Annotated in this window: 19 protein-coding genes; 18 read left to right on the plus strand and 1 reads right to left on the minus strand. The window is 29.9% G+C overall.

Annotated elements, in window-relative coordinates; genetic code table 11:
* Positions 1-12 precede the first annotated feature (12 nt).
* From BM161_RS03570 to BM161_RS03645, 16 genes are read left to right on the plus strand one after another with little or no spacing between them, the layout of a single operon-like run.
* The gene (locus tag BM161_RS03570; RefSeq protein WP_074930572.1) at positions 13-1,182 is read left to right on the plus strand and encodes a glycosyltransferase family protein; all 1,170 of its coding nucleotides are present in this window, start codon (positions 13-15) and stop codon (positions 1,180-1,182) included.
* Positions 1,172-2,005, plus strand: a complete 834-nt coding sequence (locus tag BM161_RS03575) for a LicD family protein (protein ID WP_074930573.1) — start codon at positions 1,172-1,174, stop codon at positions 2,003-2,005. Before BM161_RS03570 ends, BM161_RS03575 begins: the two co-directional genes overlap by 11 nt.
* A 21-nt stretch (positions 2,006-2,026) precedes the next feature.
* Positions 2,027-2,911 carry an ABC transporter permease gene (locus tag BM161_RS03580; protein WP_074930574.1) on the plus strand — a complete coding sequence of 295 codons (885 nt, stop codon included), beginning with the start codon at positions 2,027-2,029 and terminating at the stop codon, positions 2,909-2,911.
* A gap of 26 nt (positions 2,912-2,937) precedes the next feature.
* On the plus strand, positions 2,938-3,759 hold the full coding sequence (locus BM161_RS03585) for a glycosyltransferase family 2 protein (RefSeq protein ID WP_074930575.1): 822 nt from the start codon (positions 2,938-2,940) through the stop codon (positions 3,757-3,759).
* On the plus strand, positions 3,756-4,547 hold the full coding sequence (gene rfbF, locus BM161_RS03590) for a glucose-1-phosphate cytidylyltransferase (protein WP_074930576.1): 792 nt from the start codon (positions 3,756-3,758) through the stop codon (positions 4,545-4,547). Before BM161_RS03585 ends, rfbF begins: the two co-directional genes overlap by 4 nt.
* Before the next feature lie 10 nt (positions 4,548-4,557).
* Positions 4,558-5,610, plus strand: a complete 1,053-nt coding sequence (gene rfbG / locus BM161_RS03595) for a CDP-glucose 4,6-dehydratase (RefSeq protein WP_218150239.1) — start codon at positions 4,558-4,560, stop codon at positions 5,608-5,610.
* Between the two features lie 2 nt (positions 5,611-5,612).
* Positions 5,613-6,941 (plus strand): lipopolysaccharide biosynthesis protein RfbH, encoded by a 1,329-nt coding sequence (gene rfbH, locus BM161_RS03600; RefSeq protein WP_074930577.1) that lies wholly within the window; start codon positions 5,613-5,615, stop codon positions 6,939-6,941.
* A 13-nt stretch (positions 6,942-6,954) separates the two neighbouring features.
* Positions 6,955-8,805 carry a thiamine pyrophosphate-binding protein gene (locus BM161_RS03605; RefSeq protein WP_074930578.1) on the plus strand — a complete coding sequence of 617 codons (1,851 nt, stop codon included), beginning with the start codon at positions 6,955-6,957 and terminating at the stop codon, positions 8,803-8,805.
* Between the two features lie 6 nt (positions 8,806-8,811).
* Positions 8,812-10,380: a beta/alpha barrel domain-containing protein gene (locus tag BM161_RS03610; RefSeq protein ID WP_074930579.1), complete on the plus strand. Its 1,569-nt coding sequence runs from the start codon at positions 8,812-8,814 to the stop codon at positions 10,378-10,380.
* A gap of 2 nt (positions 10,381-10,382) precedes the next feature.
* Positions 10,383-11,141: an HAD-IIA family hydrolase gene (locus BM161_RS03615; protein ID WP_074930580.1), complete on the plus strand. Its 759-nt coding sequence runs from the start codon at positions 10,383-10,385 to the stop codon at positions 11,139-11,141.
* 2 nt (positions 11,142-11,143) lie between these two features.
* Entirely contained in the window at positions 11,144-12,031 is an 888-nt protein-coding gene (locus tag BM161_RS03620) for an NAD-dependent epimerase/dehydratase family protein (protein ID WP_074930581.1), read from the plus strand.
* 8 nt (positions 12,032-12,039) lie between these two features.
* Complete coding sequence (locus BM161_RS03625) at positions 12,040-12,990, plus strand: alpha-1,2-fucosyltransferase (protein ID WP_074930582.1); 951 nt, start codon at positions 12,040-12,042, stop codon at positions 12,988-12,990.
* A complete protein-coding gene (locus BM161_RS03630; protein ID WP_074930583.1) occupies positions 12,987-14,006 on the plus strand; it encodes a glycosyltransferase family 10 domain-containing protein in 1,020 nt (339 codons plus the stop codon). Before BM161_RS03625 ends, BM161_RS03630 begins: the two co-directional genes overlap by 4 nt.
* The gene (locus BM161_RS03635; RefSeq protein WP_074930584.1) at positions 14,003-14,923 is read left to right on the plus strand and encodes a glycosyltransferase family 2 protein; all 921 of its coding nucleotides are present in this window, start codon (positions 14,003-14,005) and stop codon (positions 14,921-14,923) included. Before BM161_RS03630 ends, BM161_RS03635 begins: the two co-directional genes overlap by 4 nt.
* Before the next feature lie 51 nt (positions 14,924-14,974).
* Entirely contained in the window at positions 14,975-16,207 is a 1,233-nt protein-coding gene (locus BM161_RS03640; RefSeq protein ID WP_074930585.1) for an ABC transporter ATP-binding protein, read from the plus strand.
* Positions 16,208-16,223: 16 nt separating this feature from the next.
* Positions 16,224-17,501, plus strand: coding sequence for a glycosyltransferase (locus BM161_RS03645; RefSeq protein WP_074930586.1), 1,278 nt, complete (start codon positions 16,224-16,226; stop codon positions 17,499-17,501).
* On the opposite strand, the gene BM161_RS03650 is transcribed toward BM161_RS03645, so the two are convergent.
* Positions 17,498-19,249 (minus strand): capsule assembly Wzi family protein, encoded by a 1,752-nt coding sequence (locus BM161_RS03650; protein WP_074930587.1) that lies wholly within the window; start codon positions 19,247-19,249, stop codon positions 17,498-17,500. The genes BM161_RS03645 and BM161_RS03650 overlap by 4 nt on opposite strands.
* 121 nt (positions 19,250-19,370) lie before the next feature.
* Between BM161_RS03650 and BM161_RS03655 the strand changes: the two genes are divergently transcribed.
* Positions 19,371-20,543: an AAA family ATPase gene (locus tag BM161_RS03655; RefSeq protein WP_074930588.1), complete on the plus strand. Its 1,173-nt coding sequence runs from the start codon at positions 19,371-19,373 to the stop codon at positions 20,541-20,543.
* Complete coding sequence (locus tag BM161_RS03660) at positions 20,533-21,306, plus strand: hypothetical protein (RefSeq protein ID WP_083425661.1); 774 nt, start codon at positions 20,533-20,535, stop codon at positions 21,304-21,306. The genes BM161_RS03655 and BM161_RS03660 overlap by 11 nt, the downstream gene beginning before the upstream one ends.
* Positions 21,307-21,314: the final 8 nt, after the last annotated feature.

The following is a 21,314-nucleotide window of genomic DNA, read 5'->3' on the forward strand; positions in this document are numbered from 1 at the left end:
ACTGGTGTTTAATTGAATAAACAAAAATTATTTAACAATCAGTTTTTTCTCTTTATCTACCGCTTTTGTAAAGTAATTTTTTACAGGCTTATATATGATACTTTCATATATAAGCTGATTTATAAACATTCATTTAAGGATTTTCTTAATCCCTCAGAAAAATACAAGCTTGTTGTATGTCATAATGGTGGTGGTGGAACAGTTTCATACATGAAAAATAAATATGAAAATGTTCCTCATATAATCTATTTAAAAAATCCTGTTTCTGCAGATAAAGATTATTTATACAGCATAGAAAACTCTGATACTGGAAATAAGATTTATATAAAACCAAAGCAATTAAAACGGATTGAGCAATATATAAAAGAAATCCATGTAATTGCAGTTGAATCATACATGAATCTTGAATTCATTTTGCCATGGTTTGTTTCGCTCAACGTTCCTGTAAATTATGATATTCATGATTACCACTGTGTTTGGTATGAAACTCATTTTGTTCACAATGGAAAATACCTAAGCGAAGAAGAATTAAGAAAAAGTGTATTAAATTATGCCTTCAGAAAAATTACTTTTGAACAGTGGTACAAAAACTGGTTTGATTTTTTTGCACACGTACAAACTATAACAGCATTTTCACAATCTTCAAAAGATATATTTAATAAATTCTATCCGGAATATATTGATAAAGTTACTGTAGTTCCACATTCTCTTGATTACATAAAATCTGGAACACTTACAAAGCTTCCAGAAAAATTTACAATTGGAATCTTTGGAATGATTAGGGGCGCAGATAAAGGCTGTAATGTAGTTCATTCTTTTCTTGAGTATTCAAAAAATAAAGATTATCAAATATATATTAACGGAGAACTTTCAAAAGAATGTAAAGTAATCTCAGAAAATATTCATTACATGGGTCGTTATGATGTTGAGAGACTTGATAAGTTGATAGAAGAGCAGGGGATTTCTACAGTGCTATTTCCATCAATCTGTCCTGAGACTTTTTCTTATACTGTATCAGAACTTATACATGTTGGAGTGCCTATTGCCTGCTTTAATCTGGGTGCTCAGGCAGAAAAAGTTTCTCAATATAAATATGGTCAAATTATTCAAAATGATTCAAATGAAGAAATCCTTGCAGCATTAAAAGCTGCATACGAAAAAGGACAAAACAATGGAAAATAAAAAGCCACTTTCTTTAGAAGAAGTAAAAAAAATAGAGTTTAATATTCTCTGCGAATTTGCAGATTTCTGTGCATCAAATAATCTTAAATATTATCTTGGTTATGGAACCTTACTGGGAGCCGCCCGCCATAAGGGTTTTATTCCATGGGATGATGATATTGATGTTCTTATGCCTCGTGCAGATTACAACCGTTTTATAGAACTGACTGGTTATAATCCAATTGAACCGAATCTTGAAACAAGACTTTACCGCGACTGTAAAAGTCCAAATATCTATCCATTTGCAAAAGTAATAGATACAAATACAATTTGCTATGAAAAGGGTAAAGCAAAGAAAAATATCAGTGGTTTATGGATAGATGTTTTTCCTTTGGATGGATATCCAGAAAATAAAAATGATGCCGTCGCTCTTTTTAATAAATATAAAAGATTAAGAAACCTTCATGATCTTACAACAACAAATCCAATGTTTGTAAATCAGAATCTTTTCAAGAAACTGATAAAAACACTTCTTGTTGCTCCAATAGTAAAACTCTATGGATACAAGAAATTCTGTAAAAAAATAGATTTATTGGGACAGACATATTCTTTTGATGAATGTGAAAAAGTTGCAGATTTCACCTGGGGAGATAATACAGAATCATATCTGTTTAAGTCAGAACTTGAACCCGCTGCCGACATAGAATTTGAAGGCCGTACATTCAAATCTCCTGCAGGCTGGAAACAGTATCTTGCACGCCTTTATGGAGATTGGACACAGCTTCCTCCTGAGGATCAGCGTATTCCACATGGCTTTTTAGCTTATAATTGTAAAAATCTCTAAATTGTGGTATTCTTTGATAATATGTCAAACAAGAATGAAACTGCACTTGCAGAAAACAATAATAACGAACACTGGGATAAAGTAATCACTGCAAAAAAAAGATTGTTGGATTTACATCTTAGAGATGTGTGGGATTATCGTTATCTTATTAAAATGTTTATTAAGCGAGACTTTGTAGTTGCTTATAAACAGACAATCCTTGGTCCAATCTGGTATTTAGTTCAGCCTCTCATTACAGCATTTATGTATATGTTCGTTTTTGGACAGATGGCTCAGGTTGGAACAGATGGTATTCCTCATATTTTGTTTTACTTTGCCGGTACAATGCTCTGGACATATTTTACTTCATGCCTTACAAGTTGCGCAGCAACTTTTACTACTAATCAAGCAGTATTTGGAAAAGTATATTTTCCACGACTAACTGCACCTGTTGCTAACTGCGGCTTTCATATAATAAAACTTGCAATTCAGTTTATTCTTCTTGCAGTTTTATTTATCTATTATTTATTTATTCAGAAAGCTCCAATTCATATTACATGGTTGGCACTGTTATTTCCTTTGATTATTGTTTGGATTGGAATTCTTGGTGGTAGCCTTGGTCTTATTGTTAGTTCTCTTACTACAAAATATCGTGACTTAAATCTTTTGCTTACTTTTGGAATTCAGCTTGCAATGTATGCAACTCCAGTTGTTTATCCCCTTTCAGAAATTCCAGCTCGTTTCAGTTGGCTTGCATATGCAAACCCTATGTGTGCTCCAATTGAATTCTTTAGAATCGCATTTTATGGTGCTGGAAATTTAGCTCCTTCAATGATTATTACAAGTATATCAATGACCTTCGCTTTCCTTTTCTTTGGTCTCGTTCTTTTCACTAAGAATGAACGTAACTTTGTTGATGTAATCTAATTATACATAAATAAGGAAAAGCAATAATGAAATTTTCTATTATAATACCTACATATAATCGTGATGAAGATCTTGAAGAGTGCTTAAAATCATTAAAAGAAAAATCATCATATGAAAATGAAATAATTGTTCTTTATAATCTTAATGAAAAAACAAAAGCTGTATGCGATAAATATGGAGTAAAATCGGTATTTGATAATGCCAGAAAGAATGGCAAAAGAGTAAAAAGTCTTTGGGGCATATTAAATGAGGGCTTAAATGCTGCTTCATACGATTACATTCTATATTTGAATGATGACTGTCTTGTGTTACCAGAATGGGATAAAATAGTTGGAACTTATTTTGAAAATAATAAAAAATTAGGACTTTTAGTATTAAAAACATATGGAATTGGTCAAATACCATACTTTCGTATTGGAATGTTGGACGGAAAATTTGAAGGTATTCCATGTGCTAACTATGCTATCATTAATAAAAAAGCAGGTCATTTTTTTGATGAAAAAATTCAATGGTATTATGGAGATGCTGATATTGCTCTTCAGTTTGCAAATGATGACAATTATGATATTAATTATACAGAAGAAGATATTATAATTCATAATCATAAAGAAGATACTAATAGAGTTATTCATGATACTGATTTTTTCAATAACTTAAGAGATGAAAGATATTTTTCCTTCAAATGGGTAAATTATAAAGCCTATACGAAATTTCATATAAAACATTATTTTGGATTTGAAAGAATAAAACTTATCTTTATTTATTCTTATAAATATATATATACAGTTTTGCGAGTTATTTATCGTAAAGTAAAAAGAGCCTTTTTTAATAAGGAGAAAAACAGATGAATGTATTAATCCTTGCAGGTGGAATGGGAACTCGTTTAGGAGAAGAAACAAAACTAATTCCAAAGCCTATGGTAGAAATTGGAGGCTATCCAATTCTCTGGCATATAATGAAAATCTATAGCCATTATGGATATAATGATTTTATTATATTGACTGGATATAAAGGTCATGTAATTAAAGAATTCTTTTTGAATTATTACAATCGTTATAGCGATATGACAATAGATTTAGACAATAATGATGTTCAAATTCATAAAATGAGAAGTGAACCTTGGAAAGTAACAATGCTTTACACTGGTCCAGATACTCTAACCGCAGGTCGTATATATCGTGCAAAGAATTATATTGGAAATGATCCATTTATGCTTACTTATGGAGATGGCGTTTCTGATGTGAACATTGAAAAACTTGTAGATTCACACGCAAAATCAGGTAAACTTGTAACATTAACTGCTGTTCAACCAGAAGGAAGATTTGGAGCTCTAGATATTGAAGCAGATGGTACTATAAGTCAGTTCCAGGAAAAACCGAGTGATGCATGGATTAATGGCGGATTTTTCGTATGTGAAAATAAAGCTTTGAATTATATAGAACCATCCACTGCAGATAAAATGATGTGGGAACGAGCCCCACTTCAAAATATCGCAAAAGATGGTCAATTACACGCTTATAAACATTCTGGTTTCTGGCATCCAATGGATATGCTTAAAGATAAAGAAGATTTGAATAAATTATGGGCAACAGAAAAAGCTCCTTGGGATGTTTGGAATCATTTTGGGAATAAATAATATGAATGAATTGCTAAATTTTTATAAAGGAAAGAAAGTATTCCTTACAGGACATACTGGTTTTAAGGGAACCTGGTTATCTCGTATTTTGTTACTGGCAGGAGCTGATGTTACTGGTTATTCTCTTGAAGCTCCAACAAATCCTAGTATATTTGAGCTAACAAATACAGCTTCTCAGATAAAATCTATTATTGGTGATATTCGAGACGCTGAAAAACTAAAATCTGCAATGTCTAAAGCAAAACCAGAAATTGTATTACATCTTGCAGCACAGCCAATTGTTAGAACTTCATATCAAGATCCTGTAGGAACTTATGAAACAAATGTGATGGGAACTGTAAATATACTTGAAGCAGTTCGAGAAACATCTACTGTAAAATCTTTTGTTAATATTACAACAGATAAAGTTTATAAAAATAAAGAATGGTTCTGGGGATACCGTGAAAATGAAGAGCTATGTGGATTTGACCCATATTCAAATAGTAAATCATGCTCGGAATTAGTCACATATAGTTATGCGAATTCTTTTTTTACAGATAACGCTTCACCTGCAATTTCAACTGCTAGAAGTGGAAATGTAATTGGTGGTGGAGACTATGCTAAAGATAGGATTATTCCGGATTGTATTCGAGCTGTTGAAAGTGGAAATGAAATAATACTAAGAAATCCAAACTCTACAAGACCTTATCAGCATGTTCTGGAATGTTTACGTGGATATTTAATGTTAGCAAAAGCACAACATGAAGATAAAGCTTTTGCAGGTAATTATAATTTTGGACCTGATGATGAATCATGTGTTACTACAGGTGAACTTGCTACTCTTTTCTGTACTTCATGGGGTAATGATGCTACATGGAAGAATGTGTGTGAAGTCAGTGCTCCACATGAGGCTAATTTCTTAAAATTACAATGTGAAAAAGCAAAAAATAAATTACAATGGTATCCTCAGTGGGGGATTAAACAAGCAATAGAAAAAATTGTTGAATGGGAAAAATCAGTACAGTCAGGTACTTCTGCAGCAGAAGTAACAGATCAGCAGATAAATGAATATTTTGGAGAATAATTATGTTTGAGAATAAAACAAAAGAAGAAGCAAATAAAGAAATTTTGGAAAGTGTAAAAGAATATTATAAGAAATTTATGGTAAAACCAGAATACAAAGATGGTGATCGTATTTCTTATGCAAGCCGTGTTTTTGATGAAAAAGAGATGATGAATCTTGCTGATTCAATGCTTGAGTTCTGGCTTACAAGTGGCCGCTATACAGACCAGTTTGAAAAACAGCTTGGTGAATATCTTGGAACTCCATTTATTTCTCTTGTAAACTCTGGAAGTTCAGCAAATCTTCTTGCATTCATGACTTTGACATCTCCTCTTTTAAAGGAAAGACAGGTAAAACGTGGTGACGAAGTTCTTACAGTTGCCTGTGGATTCCCAACAACAGTAACTCCAATCCTTCAGTATGGTGCAATACCAGTTTTTGTTGATGTTACAATTCCTCAGTATAATATTGATGTAACTCAGCTTGAAGCAGCACTTAGCCCGAAAACAAAGGCAGTTATGATTGCTCATACTTTGGGAAATCCTTTTGATCTTAAATCAGTAAAAGCTTTCTGTGAAAAACATAACCTCTGGCTCATTGAAGATAACTGTGATGCTCTTGGTTCTGAATACACCCTTGATGGAAAAACATATAAGACAGGAACTGTAGGTGATATAGGAACTTCAAGCTTCTATCCACCACATCACATGACAATGGGAGAAGGTGGAGCTGTTTATACACGTAATCCACTTCTTCATAAGATTATCCGCTCAATGCGCGACTGGGGACGCGACTGTATATGTCCTTCAGGAAAAGACAATCTTTGTGGTCACCGTTTTGATAAACAGTTTGGAACATTACCTCTCGGATATGATCATAAATATACATACAGTCATTTTGGTTATAATCTTAAAGCTACTGACTTACAGGCAGCTGTTGGATGTGCACAGCTTGAAAAGTTCCCGTCATTTGTAGAAAAACGTAAAGAAAATTTTAAACGTCTTCATACTGGTCTTGAATCTTTACAGGATAAACTTATTCTTCCTGAACCAGTAGAAAACGGAAATCCAAGTTGGTTTGGATTCCTTATTACTTGTAAAGAAGGTACAGATCGTACCGAACTCGTAAAGAAAATTGAGGCAGAAAATATTCAGACACGTGCTTTGTTTGCAGGTAATCTTACACGTCATCCTTGTTTCGACAAGATTCGTGGAACTGATGCTTATCGTGTAATTGGAGATCTTTCTGTAACAGACCGTATTATGCGTGATACATTCTGGATTGGAGTTTATCCTGGAATGACAGATGCAATGCTGGATAAGATGATTGAAGTTATTAAGGCAAGTGTTTAGGAGATTTTAGATAATGAAACAGAGATTAGCAGATTATATAGCAGATTTTCTTGTCGCAAATGATATAACAGATTGCTTTACAGTGGTCGGTGGTGGAGCAATGCATTTAAATGATGCTCTTGGTCATAAAGTTGGGTTACATTGTACATATAACCATCATGAGCAGGCCAGTGCAATAGCTGCAGAAGGATATGCTCGTTTAAATAATAAAATTGCTGCTCTCTGTGTTACTACTGGTCCTGGCGGAACAAATGCAATAACAGGAGTTCTTGGTGGATGGTTGGATTCTATACCAATGTTTGTTCTTTCTGGTCAGGTAAGATATGATACAACTGCACGTTATTGTGAACAATTTACAGAAGGTTATAAACTTAGAGCTGTAGGTGATCAAGAATATGATATTACAAAATCGGTCTCTGCAATGTGTAAGTTTGCAGTTATGCTTGAAGATCCGAATAAAATTAGATTTGTTCTTGAAAAAGCTCTTCATCTGGCTAAAACTGGACGACCTGGACCTGTTTGGATTGATGTTCCTGTAAACTTTCAAGGAACTACAATAGAAACTGATGGACTTGAGTCATATTTTGGAAGTGAAGAACAAATGAAAGATGATTCAACATTGCCACCAGCAATTACGACTGAAACAATTCAGAAAGTATTAGAGAAAATTAAAAAAGCAAAAAGACCTGTATTATATGCTGGAAATGGAATTCGTCTTTCAGGTGGTTTTTCATCATTCCGTACAGCTGTAGAAAAATTGGGAATACCAGTTGTAACATATTGGGATTCAATTGATATAATTGAAACAGAGCATCCTTTATACGTTGGGCGAGGTGGAAATATGGGAGAACGTGCAGGTAATTTTGCCGTTCAGAATTCAGACCTCGTTCTTGCTGTTGGTAATAGACTTCCAATTCGAGTTACAGGTTATAACTGGAAAGCTTGGGCTCGTGAAGCTGAAGTTATTATGGTTGATATTGATCCAGCCGAACTCAGAAAACCAACTATTCATGTTGAATATCCAATTCATGCTGATGCTAAAGATTTTTTTGAAAAAATTAATGATGCTCTGATTGGACAGAATAATCCTTTGTTCAATAATAAAGAATGGATAACAACTTGTCAGAATTGGAAGAAAAAGTATCCTGCTGTTCTTGAACGACATAAGAATGAAAAAGACGGTTATGCAAATGCATATGCAGCATTTGATATTATAAGTAGAGCATTACCTTTTAACACTGTAACGGTAACAAGTAATGGAACTTGTTGTGTTGTTGGTCACCAGACATGGTTTATTAAAAAAGGAACTAGATTCTTTAATAATAATGCAGTTGCAAGTATGGGATATGGATTACCAGCTTCAATTGGTGCATGTGTAGCAAATAATAAGAATACAACTATTTGTCTTGAAGGTGATGGATCAATTATGATGAATCTTCAGGAATTACAAACCGTCGTTACAAATAAGCTGCCAATAAAGATAATCTTAATTAATAACAAAGGCTATCATTCAATCAGACAAACTCAAACCAATTTATTTTCAAATCATTGTAAAGTTGGTATTGGAGAGGAAAGTGGAGATTTATCTTTCCCAAAATTCAAGAAAATTGCATCTGCTTTTGATATTCCATATTATGAAGCGCATTCTAATAAAGAAGTTGAAAATGTTTTTAATAATATGATGAAAGAAGACGGTTTTGCACTATTTGAAATTTTTGTTTCTACAGAACAATTCTTTGAACCAAAGAATTCTGCACGACGTTTGTATGACGGAACTTTAGTAAGTTCTCCATTGGAAGATTTGAGCCCATTCCTATCAAGAGAAGAACTTAAATCAAATATGTTTATTAAAATGTTGGAGTAGTTTTTTATGGGAAAAGTCTATCTTTTAGATTGTACTTTAAGAGATGGTGGTTATGTAAATGACTGGCAATTTGGGAAAGATGCAATAATTGGTACCACTCAAAAAATTGCAAAAACAGGAATTGAATTTTTTGAAATAGGTTTTATAAAGAACTGTAAGTATAATGAAAACAGAGCAGTTTTCCCAAATGTGCAAACTATAGAACCATTTATTAAAAATAAATCTAACTCATTGAAATATGTTGGAATGATAGATTGCGGAGATCCTGTTCCAATTGAAAATATAATAGATTTTGATGGTAAATCTATTGATGGAATTAGAGTCATTTTTAAAAAAGATAAACGTGATTTTGCATTTGATTATTGTAAAAAAATTCAGGATAAAGGTTATTTATTATTTGTTCAGTTTGTAGGTACAGATTCATATACTGATGTTGAATTTGTAGAAACAATAAATAGGTTCAATCAGTTAAATCCATATGCAATGTCTATAGTAGATACATTTGGTACAATCAAGAGAAAAGCATTTCTTAGAATGGTTTATCTAGCTGATAATAATATGAAGCCAGAAATAATTCTTGGATATCATGCACATAATAATTTACAACAAGCATTTGGCAATGCAGAAACTCTTGTAGAATTAAATTTAAAAAGAGATGTTTGTATTGATGCATGTGTATTCGGAATGGGCAGAGGTGCTGGAAACTTAAATCTTGAACTTTTTGCAGATTACATGAACGAAAACTATGATACTAACTATAAAATAGAACCTATGCTTGAAATAATGGATGATTATTTACAAGAATCTTATAATAAAAGATTTTGGGGATATTGTTTACCTTATTATCTTTCTGCAACAAATAATTGTCATCCAAACTACGCAATTTATTATGCTGAGAAACAAACTCTTACTGAGAAAAGTTTTAATGAACTGTTAAAATTAATTCCATCTGAAAACAAGCGTACATATTCAAAAGAGCTTGCAGAGAAATATTATATAGATTACATGTCAACTTTCTATGATGATCATATTGATGTAAATAAATTGATAAAAGAATTTTATGACAGAAATATTTTGTTATTGGCACCTGGTAATTCAATAAATGAAGAAAGAAAAATAGTTGAGCAAACAATAATTGCGGAGAATCCGATTATTGTGGCTATTAATTGTAATCCTTTAGATTATAAGGTTGACTATATTTTTAGTAGTAATATTCGAAGATATGCAAAACTAGAAGATTCTCCCATTAAAAAAATAATTACATCTAATGTTAAAGATACAAAAAAATTTGATTACAAATTAAATTTTACATCTTATGCAATGTCAGACAAAGATATTATAGATAATTCAGGACTTATGTTCTTAAAATTTATTTCCAAAATGAATATAAAAAAAGTGTTTATTGCTGGAATGGATGGATATTCAAAAGAGAATAATTATTTTGATACAACCTTAGATTATGAATTTAGTCATATTGAAAATAGAAATTCATTAATTCAAAAAAATATAACAGAACTTTCAAAAACTATGAATGTTATTTTTATAACAAAAACAAATTATAGAGTAGAAGATTAAATATGGAATTAGATACATTTGATGTTGTTCTTTTTGATTTGGATGGCACTATTTATTATGGATCAAAAATCATTCCTGGTGCCAATGAAACTATAGAGTTCTTCAGAAAAGCAGGAAAAAAAATCTATTTTACAACAAATAATTCCACTAAAACACGAGCTCAGATTTATGATAAACTGTTTGATATGGGAGTCAATTGTAAATTAGATGAAGTGCTTACTTCTGGTTATATAGCTGCTATTTATTGTAAAAAGAATAAATTAAATAATGTATACATTTTTGGCTCATCCAATCTTATTCAAGAATTTAATGAACTTGGTATTACTGTAAATCAGAATGACGATGCAGAAAACCTTCTTATTGGATATAACCCATTAATGACATATGATGATTTGACTGCTGCTCTACAAGTTGCATTACATGCAAAACAAATAATGGCTTGCAATAGAGAGCGAACCTTTCCAGGTGAGAATTCTAAATTAATGCCTGGTTGTGGAGCTATGACTGCTCCTATTGAATGGTGTACACAAAGAGAATGTGATTTAATAATTGGTAAACCTAATACACTGATGATTGATTTATTATGTGATTTTGAAAAATTATCACCTGATAGATTCTTAATTATCGGTGATACTTATGAAAGTGATATTCGTATGGCAGATAGAGCGGGGTGTAAATCTATTTTAATTGATAAAGAAAATCTGTACAAGAATTGTTTAAATGTAAATGATATTTCAATTATTCCTGGAGTTTTTAATTAATAATGAAACGTATTATAATAACAGGTGCAACAGGTATGATAGGTAGTGCAATAGTTCGAGAAGCTATAAAATCGAATTATGAAATAACTTGTCTTGTAAGAAAAGATTCAAATCGTATTAAAAATATTATTGAATCATCTCAAGTTAAGATTGTCAATTGTAATATAACTGATTACTCTAAAATTAAACTTAAAGATAAATATGATATTTTTATTCATCTTGCATGGGACAAGACGTCTGTTGGTGGCAGAGATGATGTTGATTGTCAATTAAAAAATATACAATATACATTAGATGCTGTTCGCCTTGCATACAATTGTGGTTGTTCAGTTTTTATAGGAGCTGGAAGTCAAGCTGAGTATGGTGTTCAGAAAGTTCCATTGACTCCTAATTTACCCGTCAATCCAGAAAGTGGATATGGTATTGCAAAATATACAGCTGGAAAACTTTCTCAAATGCTTTGTATGCAGTTAGGAATTCATTTTAATTGGATGCGTATATTAAGTGTTTATGGTCCTAACGATGGAACGAATACTTTAATTTCATATGTTGTTAGAGAATTGAAAGAGGGGAGAAGTCCTCAATTAACAAAATGTGAACAAAAATGGGATTATTTACATTGTAATGATGCAGCTAGAGCATTCTTAGCTGTTTCAGAATCTGGTATAGATGGTAAATTTTATCCGCTAGGTAGTGGTTCTGGACGTATACTAAAAGAATATATAAATGATATAAAAGAAGCCCTAAAATCAGATATTCCTGTTTCATTTGGCGCAAAAGAGTACTATCCACATCAACCTATGTATCTTGTTGCTGATACTCAAGAACTTGAAAATGATACAAAGTGGAAACCTTTAATTGCTTTTCAAGACGGCATTAAAACATTATAATTTAATATATGATTACAAATTCTAAAATTGCATGGGGTGATCAGCTTGGTGCACAAATGAGTGCCTTTGCTGAACTTTATTATATTGCGAGAGAAAATAATCAAGATATTTGTTTTTTTAAGGAATTTAAGAACTGTAGAAGACGCTATTTAATTCTTGAAAATTTTGATATTGAAATGCAAATAAAACTCCTTCGACGTTTATATCTTCCAATTCCAGAAATCTATTGTTTACAGTTTAGGCCTGGAAGAAAAGCAAAATCTATAGAAAATTATAAAAGAATCTATAAATCAAAAATACATTGGAAAATTGATTCCTACTATTATCGTTTTTGTAAATTGTTTTATAAAGATTTTATTAATATCTCAGGAAAAAATGGATTAAATTGTGATACAAAATTATTAGATTTAAATAATAAAAAGAATTATGATATTCAAGATGGCTTTGGAACATATCAGGATTGGAAAAAATATGAAGATGACATAATTAATTTATTCAAATTCAAGTCTGAAATAATTAATCAAGGAAATGCTATTTTCAATGAATTAGATATTGAGAAACTGCTTGTATCAATACATTTTCGACGTGGTGATTATCTTATTTTAGCGAGCTTGAATCTTGGTTTAGATTATTATAAAAAAGCACTTAGCTTTTTTAATAAAGATAAATATGAACTAGTTATTTTTAGCGATGACATTGAATATTGTAAATCTGTAGAAATATTTAAAGATTATAAAGTTCATTACATGGATTCACATTCAGCTGCTATAGACATGTATTTAATGTCTTTATGTAACAGTAATATTATTGCCAATTCAAGTTTTAGTTTTTGGGGAGCAATGCTAAATAATAATAAAGATAAAAAAGTTATATGCCCACATGATTTTATAGGGACTTCTGATAAAGAAAATAATTATATAAATGGAAACTATTATCCAGAAAAATGGAGTGCAATATGAAGAAAATAGGGTTCTGGAATAATTATACCTGTTTTGCAAATAACAAAGCTTTTGACCCAAATGCTTATGGAATAGGGGAAGATTTAGCATATCCATTATTATTATTAAAAGAAAAATTAGAAAAAGAAGGATACATTCTTGAAACATTGGATTTAGATAAACCGGAAAATTATGAAGTAATATTATTTTGTGATTATCCAAATCCAGAGACTTGTTGTGTTGATATCACTTCTATTCCAAAAGAAAAAAAATATTTATTACTAACTGAATGCGAATTGGTATATAAACCTAATGCAAGAAAAGATTTATTAGAAAATTTTGGAAAGGTTTTTACTTATGATGATGCCCTAATAAAAGAATGCGGATATAAGAAATTATTTTTACCAAATAAAATAAAAGCTCCTTTATTTGTTCCATATAACAATAAAAAAATATCTACAGTTATAGCTGGTAATAGAACGATTAAAGAAAAAGGGGAACTTTATAGCGAAAGATTAAAAGCAATTAGATTTATGGAAAAAAATCATCCAAATGAATTTGATTTATTTGGTTTTAATTGGGATAAAAAAACATTTACTGGTCCTAAGGTAATAACATACTTTAATAGATTTAATGATTTACGAAAAATTTTTGCCGAAAAACATATTTGCTATCGAGGGAAAATTGATAATAAACTTGAAGTGTTATCAAAATATAAATTTTGTTTTTGCTATGAAAATACAAATGCAATTCCAGGTTATATATCTGAAAAAATATGGGACTGTTTTTTTGCAGGTTGTATACCTGTTTATTATGGAGCACCAAATGTTACTGATTATATTCCTGATAATGTTTTTATTGATTTTAGAAACTTTAATTCATATGAAGAATTATATAATTTCCTTATAAATATAAATGAAGAGCAATATAATCAGTATTTAAGAAATACTAAGGAATTTTTATTATCGGATAAAGCATATAATTTCTCTGCAGAAAATTATGCATACACATTAATAAAGGAAATAGAAAATAAATGAAAGATCTTACCGTATTTGTATTAACTCATAATCGTGGACAATTATTATTAGAAACAATTAATAGTATTTTAGCTCAAGATTGCTCTGATTTTAAATTTATTGTTTCAGATAATTCAAGTAATGATGAGACCAAACAATTATTAACTGAAAACAAACTAATTAATAAATTTGAATATAGAAAGCGAGACAAGGAATATTCTAGTTTAGATCATTTCAATATGTGTTTGTCTGAAGTAGAAACAAAATATTTTATTCTATTTCATGATGATGATGTTATGTTACCAAATATGATAAGTACACTATATGAAAAAATTACAAGTGGAGATTATTCGGCCGTTGCATGTTCTGCATATACAATCAATGCTTCAAGTGAAATTATAGGTGTTTTTGGACCTCAAAATTTATCAGACATATTAATAGACAACGCTTCATCTTTAATTTATCAATATTTGATTGGAGATATTTTTCCATATCCATCTTATATGTATTCAAAAGAAAAATGTAAAAGTTTAATATTTGTTGAAGATGCTGGAAAATATTCAGATGTTACTTGGTTAGCAAGAGTTGCAGAACAAGCTCCAATTTTGTGGGTATCACAAAACTTAATGAAATATAGAATGCATGGTGGACAGGATAGTTCAGCATGGTCATATATTCAACAACTAAAATTAATAAATCGAATGAATTCTTATGTAATTACAGAACAACAAAAAAAGATCTATAAAAAATATAGATACAAAAACATAAGATATTATGCAGAATTACATAATCATAAACTTCCCCTATTATTTCATTATAAATATTGTGAAAATTTTATAAAAATAAATTTACATTTAATTAAAGTAAGAATTTACAAAATGGAAAAATTAAGGCAGATTTATAGAAAAATTAAAAAGATATTAAAGGGAAGAAAATAATATCTGATTCTTTAATTTGATAAATTAAAATATTTTATATATAATAATAATATGAATAATGATATAGCAATTAAGGTTGAAAATCTTTCAAAATATTATAGACTCGGTGTAATTAATAATGGAACTCTTTTTAGAGATATTCAAAGTTTCATAGCAAAAAAAAGAGGCAAAGATGATCCACATGCAAAACTTGGCAGCAAATATGACTCAACTGCAGACGGTTTTTGGGCTCTTAAAGATTTAAATTTTGAAATTAAAAAAGGTGATAGAGTTGGTATTATCGGTCATAACGGTGCTGGAAAATCAACACTCTTAAAACTTCTAAGTCAGATTACAAGCCCTACAGAAGGTAATATAAAAATTAAAGGACGCATTGCAAGCCTTTTGGAAGTTGGCACAGGATTTCATCCTGAACTTACTGGGCGTGAAAATATTTTTATGAATGGTGCAATTCTTGGAATGACCCATGCAGAAATCGACAGTAAAGTAAACCAGATAATTGAATTTTCTGAAATAGGTGAACACATTGATACTCCTGTAAAACGCTATTCAAGTGGTATGTATGTAAGACTTGCGTTTGCAGTTGCTGCACATCTGGATAGTGAAATTCTTATTGCAGATGAAGTTCTTGCAGTTGGTGATGCAGCCTTTCAGAAAAAAGCACTAGGTAAGATGAATGAACTTAGTAGCGGCCAAGGCCGAACTGTATTATTTGTATCTCATAATATGTCTCAAGTAAAAAATTTATGTAATAAAGGTATTGTTTTAGAGCATGGAAGAATAATACGTCAAGATGATAATATTCAAAAAAGCATTGATTATTATTTAGGTAAAAATGATGACAATAGTGATATTATTACGACATCTTGGAAAAATAATGGACAATTCTTTGATGAAAATTTTACACCAATTAGTTTTGAAATAAAAGATTTACAAAATAATATTGTTACTGGTCCATTAAATTTTGAATCTGATTATAAACTTGTTTTAACAATAGATATTGAAAAAATTAATAATAACTTACATTTTTGGTATCAACTATATCGTGGATCTGAACAGATTTATGATTACCATATAAATGATAATAAAAATATTAAATGTGGCAAAAATGTTTTTGAATTAACTATACCAAAATATTCCATAATGCCAGGAGAATATACATTCTCATTAGGTGCAACTCTTAATAATATACGATGGATATTGAATGCAAATAATTTAGATATAACTATAAATACCAAAATAATACAAACTAAACAAAACATATTTTCGATTAAAAAAGTTTAAAATAATTAGAGGTAAAATGAAAGTTCTTTTAATTAATTTGACTGATGGAGGAAGTGGATCTGGCATTGCTGCAAATTCACTTGTTACTGAACTTAACAATGAAGGAATTGAAGCAAGACTTGGGGTTATAACAAAACAAACTGTAAATCCTAATGTTTTTATTCTTCCTAAAAAAAAGAAAAGTTTAACATTTAAAATATTTAATAAATTTTATAATATTAATAAAAACATTATATCAAAAATATTTAAAATTATTCCTAATCCTTTTAAATTTAGAACTTCAAATGAAATTTTTCACTCAACAAATTTTCATTCAGATACAGATATTAATTGGATTAATAATTCAGACTATGATGTTATAAATCTTCACTGGATAAATGGTGTTATTTGTAATAAAGATATAGCAAAAATTACTAAACCAATAGTTTGGACAATGCACGATTCATGGCCTTGTTGTGGAGCTGAACATCATCCCAATCTCCATGAAAATGATATCCGATGGAAAAATGGTTATTTTAGAAATAACAAACCTCGTACAACAAAAGGTTTTGATTTATGTCGAAAAGTATGGAAACAAAAATATAAATATTTAAGAAATAAAAATATTTATTTCACTGCACCAACTAAATGGGAATCAGACATTTTAAAATCGAGCTATTTATTTAAAAATAATAAATGCTTTACTATTCCAAATATTATAAACCATCAGATTTTTAAGCCAAAAGATAAGGAAAATTTAAAAAAATTATTTAATATTCCAGATAATAAAATTATTTTAGGCTTTGGCGCTGCATATGATATTGATAATCCCAACTCATTAAAAGGTGGAAATCAACTTATTCAGTTATTACAAAAATTGGATAAAAACAAATATTTTTTAGTAATCTTTGGAACTGTATCTACTAATTTTATTAGTAAACTTGCTATAGATTATTTTTCTTCTGGTTTTATATCAAACCAAACAATACTTTCAAACTTATATAATATGTGTGATATTTTTATCAATCCATCACATGTTGAAAGTATGTCTTATACTAGTTTAGAAGCAGCTTCTTGTGGTGTTCCAACTATTGCATTTAACGTAAGTGGAATTACATCCATAGTATTACATAAACAAACAGGTTGGCTTGCAACACCTTATAATGTTGATGAACTATATGAGGGAATAGATTGGTGTTTAAACAACTATGAATATCTTTCAGAAAATTGCTTAAAAAAATCAGAAATTGATTTCAATGAACAAAAAACTACACAAGAAATGATTAAAGTGTATTCTTCTGTTCTCAAAGATTAAAACTCATATTTGCATAATAAAGAAAAATTCATTGAAGGATCAGAACCTTTTTCATAATTCTTTATATAAGTATATGATAAATCTATAATATAATTATTGTTTATAAAAAACAAAGATTTTAGTCCATAACAATAGAATGTTTTATATGTACCATACCATTTTCGATAATGATCTCCTTGTTCAGCATCTGATGCGGTATTAACAGCCTGAGAGTATATTGAGTTTATATTTGGACAATATCTATGTAACATAAATGAAATATATCCTTTTTGATGATAAACTTTATACTGTAATAATTGACTGTTACCAGCCCAGCAAGAGCTTGCACCAAGAACTTGTCCTTTATGTGTTAAACCTTGATTGACAAAACCATGTGCATAGAATCCTAAATAAGACCATTGTAATTGGAAATCTTGAGACATTTCAAAATTATTCCATTCGAAATTGAGTTCTGATTCTAAATCAAGAAAATTTGGAAGTTTAGGAAATACTTTTGTGAAATGTAAAGGAATTGCTTGTTTTGCTCCAACTGTATATATAGCGGTATGAAATGGGTTTGTTTTTTCGTTACTTGAAAAATCATCGCGTCCAAATTCACCATAGATTACAAAACCAACTTTTGGAAAATCCCATTCAGCAAAAAGTGCAAATTTCTGATCTTCATCATTTCCACTTGAAGATAATGCATTAGAACGAGAAGCTGTAAATAATCGTAATATGTATTTAAAATTTTCTGGACGCCAATATGTTACAAATACTCTGTTTAAGCCAATAGTAAATCCAGGTATAAATGAAGGATTATAGCTTGCTGACATTGCAGTTAGCATTCTATCTTCATCTGTTCGTGCATAGTTGAAATAGTCAGATTGCTGTAATTGTCCAATCCAAATTCGTCCTTCAATTGAACCAAGACTTAAATCTGTAAATGGAATCTTTACTTCTGTTTTACGAAGTCCAGCATCAAATTTTAAATATCCACCAGCATTATTACTACCAAGCATAGGATTAAGATATGCTGGACCGAGCCATGGATTTTGAGTTCCGAAACCAAATGTTAATGTATTCCAATTCCATCGGGCTTCTGTATCACCTAAATCAAAATTCCAAAATGAAGAATCTCCATATCTTTGCACAATATCAATATTATGATTTACTGTTCCACTATGGAACGAAAATGAATGTGGATCAGGATAATAATCGTCATTAATTTTAAAAACTTTATTCTGGCTCCAGCTAATTTGTGGTTTAACTGTTAATTCAAATCCATATCCTTCTATTCTTAAACCTGTAGTTAAAGATGTATTATAGCCAGTCCCTTGCCATAAAGCACCATCATTTTGACCATAAGGATAATCTGTATTATAACTATTAAACCACTCCGGCCCATAAACACGCGCAAAAAATCCCTGTTTCACACCGCGAGCAAACCAGTTATTTGCCTGCTGTTCAGGCTGCCACAAAGTATATGTAGTTCCAAGATTGTTGTTTTTCCAGATGTGTCCGCTGTTTTCTTCGCCGGGAGTTCGCACTTTAGTAAAAGTTCCATCCTCATTTTCTTCAAAGCTTTCTACTTCGTTGAAATTCCACACGCTGTCGCTTAAAGTTCGGTAACCGAGGGTAGGGCGTTCTACTACACCGGTGAGGCTGAGGAAATCGTAATATTCTTCTTCTATGCTTTTCAAAGATTCCTGAGTATAAAGATTTATAGTTATTATTAAAAGTATTGTAATCAAAAAGAATTTTTTCATATAATTAATTATACAGTGTTTATTTTTTCTATACAATATTTGTTAATACGTAAAAATGTTACGTTTTATCGTTGACTTATCGTAAAATATTTACGATAATAAAAGTTAGGGAGCAAACTATATGTTGGAAAAAATCATTATAAAGAATCTTAAATCTTTTAAAAACGAAACTGAAATTTCATTTGCAAAAACGAATTATACAATTCTTCCTCAAAATGTAAGCAACACAGATATATTAAAAGGTGCTATTTTTGTTGGTCCAAATGCATCAGGAAAATCAAATGTTATTTTTGCTATAAAGCTCCTGTTAGATTTATTGTTTCAGGATAAATCAATAAACTTTCAATTCATTAGATGTTTATTCTCAAATGATTATAAGTTTTCTATTTCATATTGTTTTTTAATAAATGGTAAACATATTACATATAGTGTGGAAATTGAAATTAGAAAATCGATTATTTATGAAAATCTTGAAATTGATGGACAAAAGCTTTTAATGAGAGCAGGAACCACTGCAACTTCCTGGATAGCAGGTGAAAATGGACTTGTATATGACGAAGGTGATATAGATAAAGAAACTCTATTTTTACGTACATTATATTTTAATACAAAATTTACTTCAAATTCTGACTTAAAAACTCTTATGGAATATCTTCAGAATTCTGTATATATCAATGCTGTTGAAAGAAGAATTATTCATTATGGAAAAAAGAAATTACAGATATATGATTATCTAAATGAGAACGGTACTGAAAAAATCAATTCATTTTTGACAAAATATAATTTTAATCAGACTATAAATTATAGTCATCAAAGTTTTGGCCCAAACTCTGTTTTAATTTTAGATAATAATGATCCAGAATCAAAATATATATTTGTAAAGCGTAATGATATAAAAGTTCCAATTCCTATTTCTTTAGAATCTTTAGGAAATCAGAACTTACTTCAAATGATTCCTGCCTTTTTTGCAACATTAACTAATCCTGGAATGTTAATAATTGATGAATTTTCAAGTGGTTTTCATCCAAAACTCGAACGAATGTTAATTAAATATTTTATGAATACTTCTGAATATTCTCAATTATTTTTTGTTTCTCATTCAACAAGTTTAATTTCTAATTCTGTAATGAGACCGGACCAAGTATATAGTGTAGAATTTAATGGAGATGATGGAAGTTCTGTACACAGATTCTCAGATGACCAGCCACGTACTGCTCAAAATATTGAAAAAATGTATATGAGTGGTGTTTTTGGTGGATTACCAAGAATTAAGGATAATTTTGATGAAGATTAATAAAGACAAAAGAATAGGTAATGTCCTTTTTATTGTTGAAGGCAGTAAAACAGAATTTATTATTCTCAGAAAAATCTTTTGTAATTTATTAAGTTATACTTATATTGAGAAAAGAAGGAACAAACTTCATTCCTTTTATAAGACAAATGACATATATTCAAAAATTGCAGTTATAAATACTCGTGAAAGTAATATTTCAGATATAACTTTGGGACAAGAATATCTTGATGAAGTTTTTAAGTATCTTATAGAGGAATGTCAGTTTCCAGTAGATGATTGTGCAATTTATTATCTTTTTGATAGAGATCCAAAATCAAATACTGATTCTGAGCTAATATTAAATTATATCAAAGAATTAACTAATCCATATGAAAACGAAAACCTAAAAGCTGGTCAATTGCTTTTAAGTTATCCTGCTTTTGAAAGTTTTTTGATTTCATGTTTCATTGATAATTCATTTAAAATAAATGATATACTTGATGAAGAGAAAAAAATCCATATTGGTAGTGAATTAAAAACTTTTATTGGAACAAAAAAAGAAATCCAGACAAATAAAATAAATGACAATTCATTAATACATGCAACGAATGATTTTATTCAATTTCTAACATCAAATCAAATTGATTTTGATATTGATGATTTTTCAAGTGCGAGTGAAAATATATTTTATATGCAGGAAGAAAAATTCAAAAATCAGCAATACTATGCACTTTTCTCCATGATTACTCTTGCATTTTTGCAATTGGGAATCATAGAGATATAGATATATGA

It is taken from the genome of Treponema bryantii (genome assembly GCF_900113965.1).
GTDB classification, from domain to species: domain Bacteria; phylum Spirochaetota; class Spirochaetia; order Treponematales; family Treponemataceae; genus Treponema_D; species Treponema_D bryantii_A.

What these genes read in the sequence shown, in the direction of transcription:
- BM161_RS03575 (WP_074930573.1), top strand. Translation starts at nt 1,172, where the DNA reads ATGGAAAATAAAAAGCCACTTTCTTTAGAAGAAGTAAAAAAAATAGAG.
- BM161_RS03580 (WP_074930574.1), top strand. Translation starts at nt 2,027, where the DNA reads ATGTCAAACAAGAATGAAACTGCACTTGCAGAAAACAATAATAACGAA.
- BM161_RS03585 (WP_074930575.1), top strand. Translation starts at nt 2,938, where the DNA reads ATGAAATTTTCTATTATAATACCTACATATAATCGTGATGAAGATCTT.
- rfbF (WP_074930576.1), top strand. Translation starts at nt 3,756, where the DNA reads ATGAATGTATTAATCCTTGCAGGTGGAATGGGAACTCGTTTAGGAGAA.
- rfbH (WP_074930577.1), top strand. Translation starts at nt 5,613, where the DNA reads ATGTTTGAGAATAAAACAAAAGAAGAAGCAAATAAAGAAATTTTGGAA.
- BM161_RS03605 (WP_074930578.1), top strand. Translation starts at nt 6,955, where the DNA reads ATGAAACAGAGATTAGCAGATTATATAGCAGATTTTCTTGTCGCAAAT.
- BM161_RS03610 (WP_074930579.1), top strand. Translation starts at nt 8,812, where the DNA reads ATGGGAAAAGTCTATCTTTTAGATTGTACTTTAAGAGATGGTGGTTAT.
- BM161_RS03615 (WP_074930580.1), top strand. Translation starts at nt 10,383, where the DNA reads ATGGAATTAGATACATTTGATGTTGTTCTTTTTGATTTGGATGGCACT.
- BM161_RS03620 (WP_074930581.1), top strand. Translation starts at nt 11,144, where the DNA reads ATGAAACGTATTATAATAACAGGTGCAACAGGTATGATAGGTAGTGCA.
- BM161_RS03625 (WP_074930582.1), top strand. Translation starts at nt 12,040, where the DNA reads ATGATTACAAATTCTAAAATTGCATGGGGTGATCAGCTTGGTGCACAA.
- BM161_RS03630 (WP_074930583.1), top strand. Translation starts at nt 12,987, where the DNA reads ATGAAGAAAATAGGGTTCTGGAATAATTATACCTGTTTTGCAAATAAC.
- BM161_RS03635 (WP_074930584.1), top strand. Translation starts at nt 14,003, where the DNA reads ATGAAAGATCTTACCGTATTTGTATTAACTCATAATCGTGGACAATTA.
- BM161_RS03640 (WP_074930585.1), top strand. Translation starts at nt 14,975, where the DNA reads ATGAATAATGATATAGCAATTAAGGTTGAAAATCTTTCAAAATATTAT.
- BM161_RS03645 (WP_074930586.1), top strand. Translation starts at nt 16,224, where the DNA reads ATGAAAGTTCTTTTAATTAATTTGACTGATGGAGGAAGTGGATCTGGC.
- BM161_RS03650 (WP_074930587.1), bottom strand. Translation starts at nt 19,249, where the DNA reads ATGAAAAAATTCTTTTTGATTACAATACTTTTAATAATAACTATAAAT.
- BM161_RS03655 (WP_074930588.1), top strand. Translation starts at nt 19,371, where the DNA reads ATGTTGGAAAAAATCATTATAAAGAATCTTAAATCTTTTAAAAACGAA.
- BM161_RS03660 (WP_083425661.1), top strand. Translation starts at nt 20,533, where the DNA reads ATGAAGATTAATAAAGACAAAAGAATAGGTAATGTCCTTTTTATTGTT.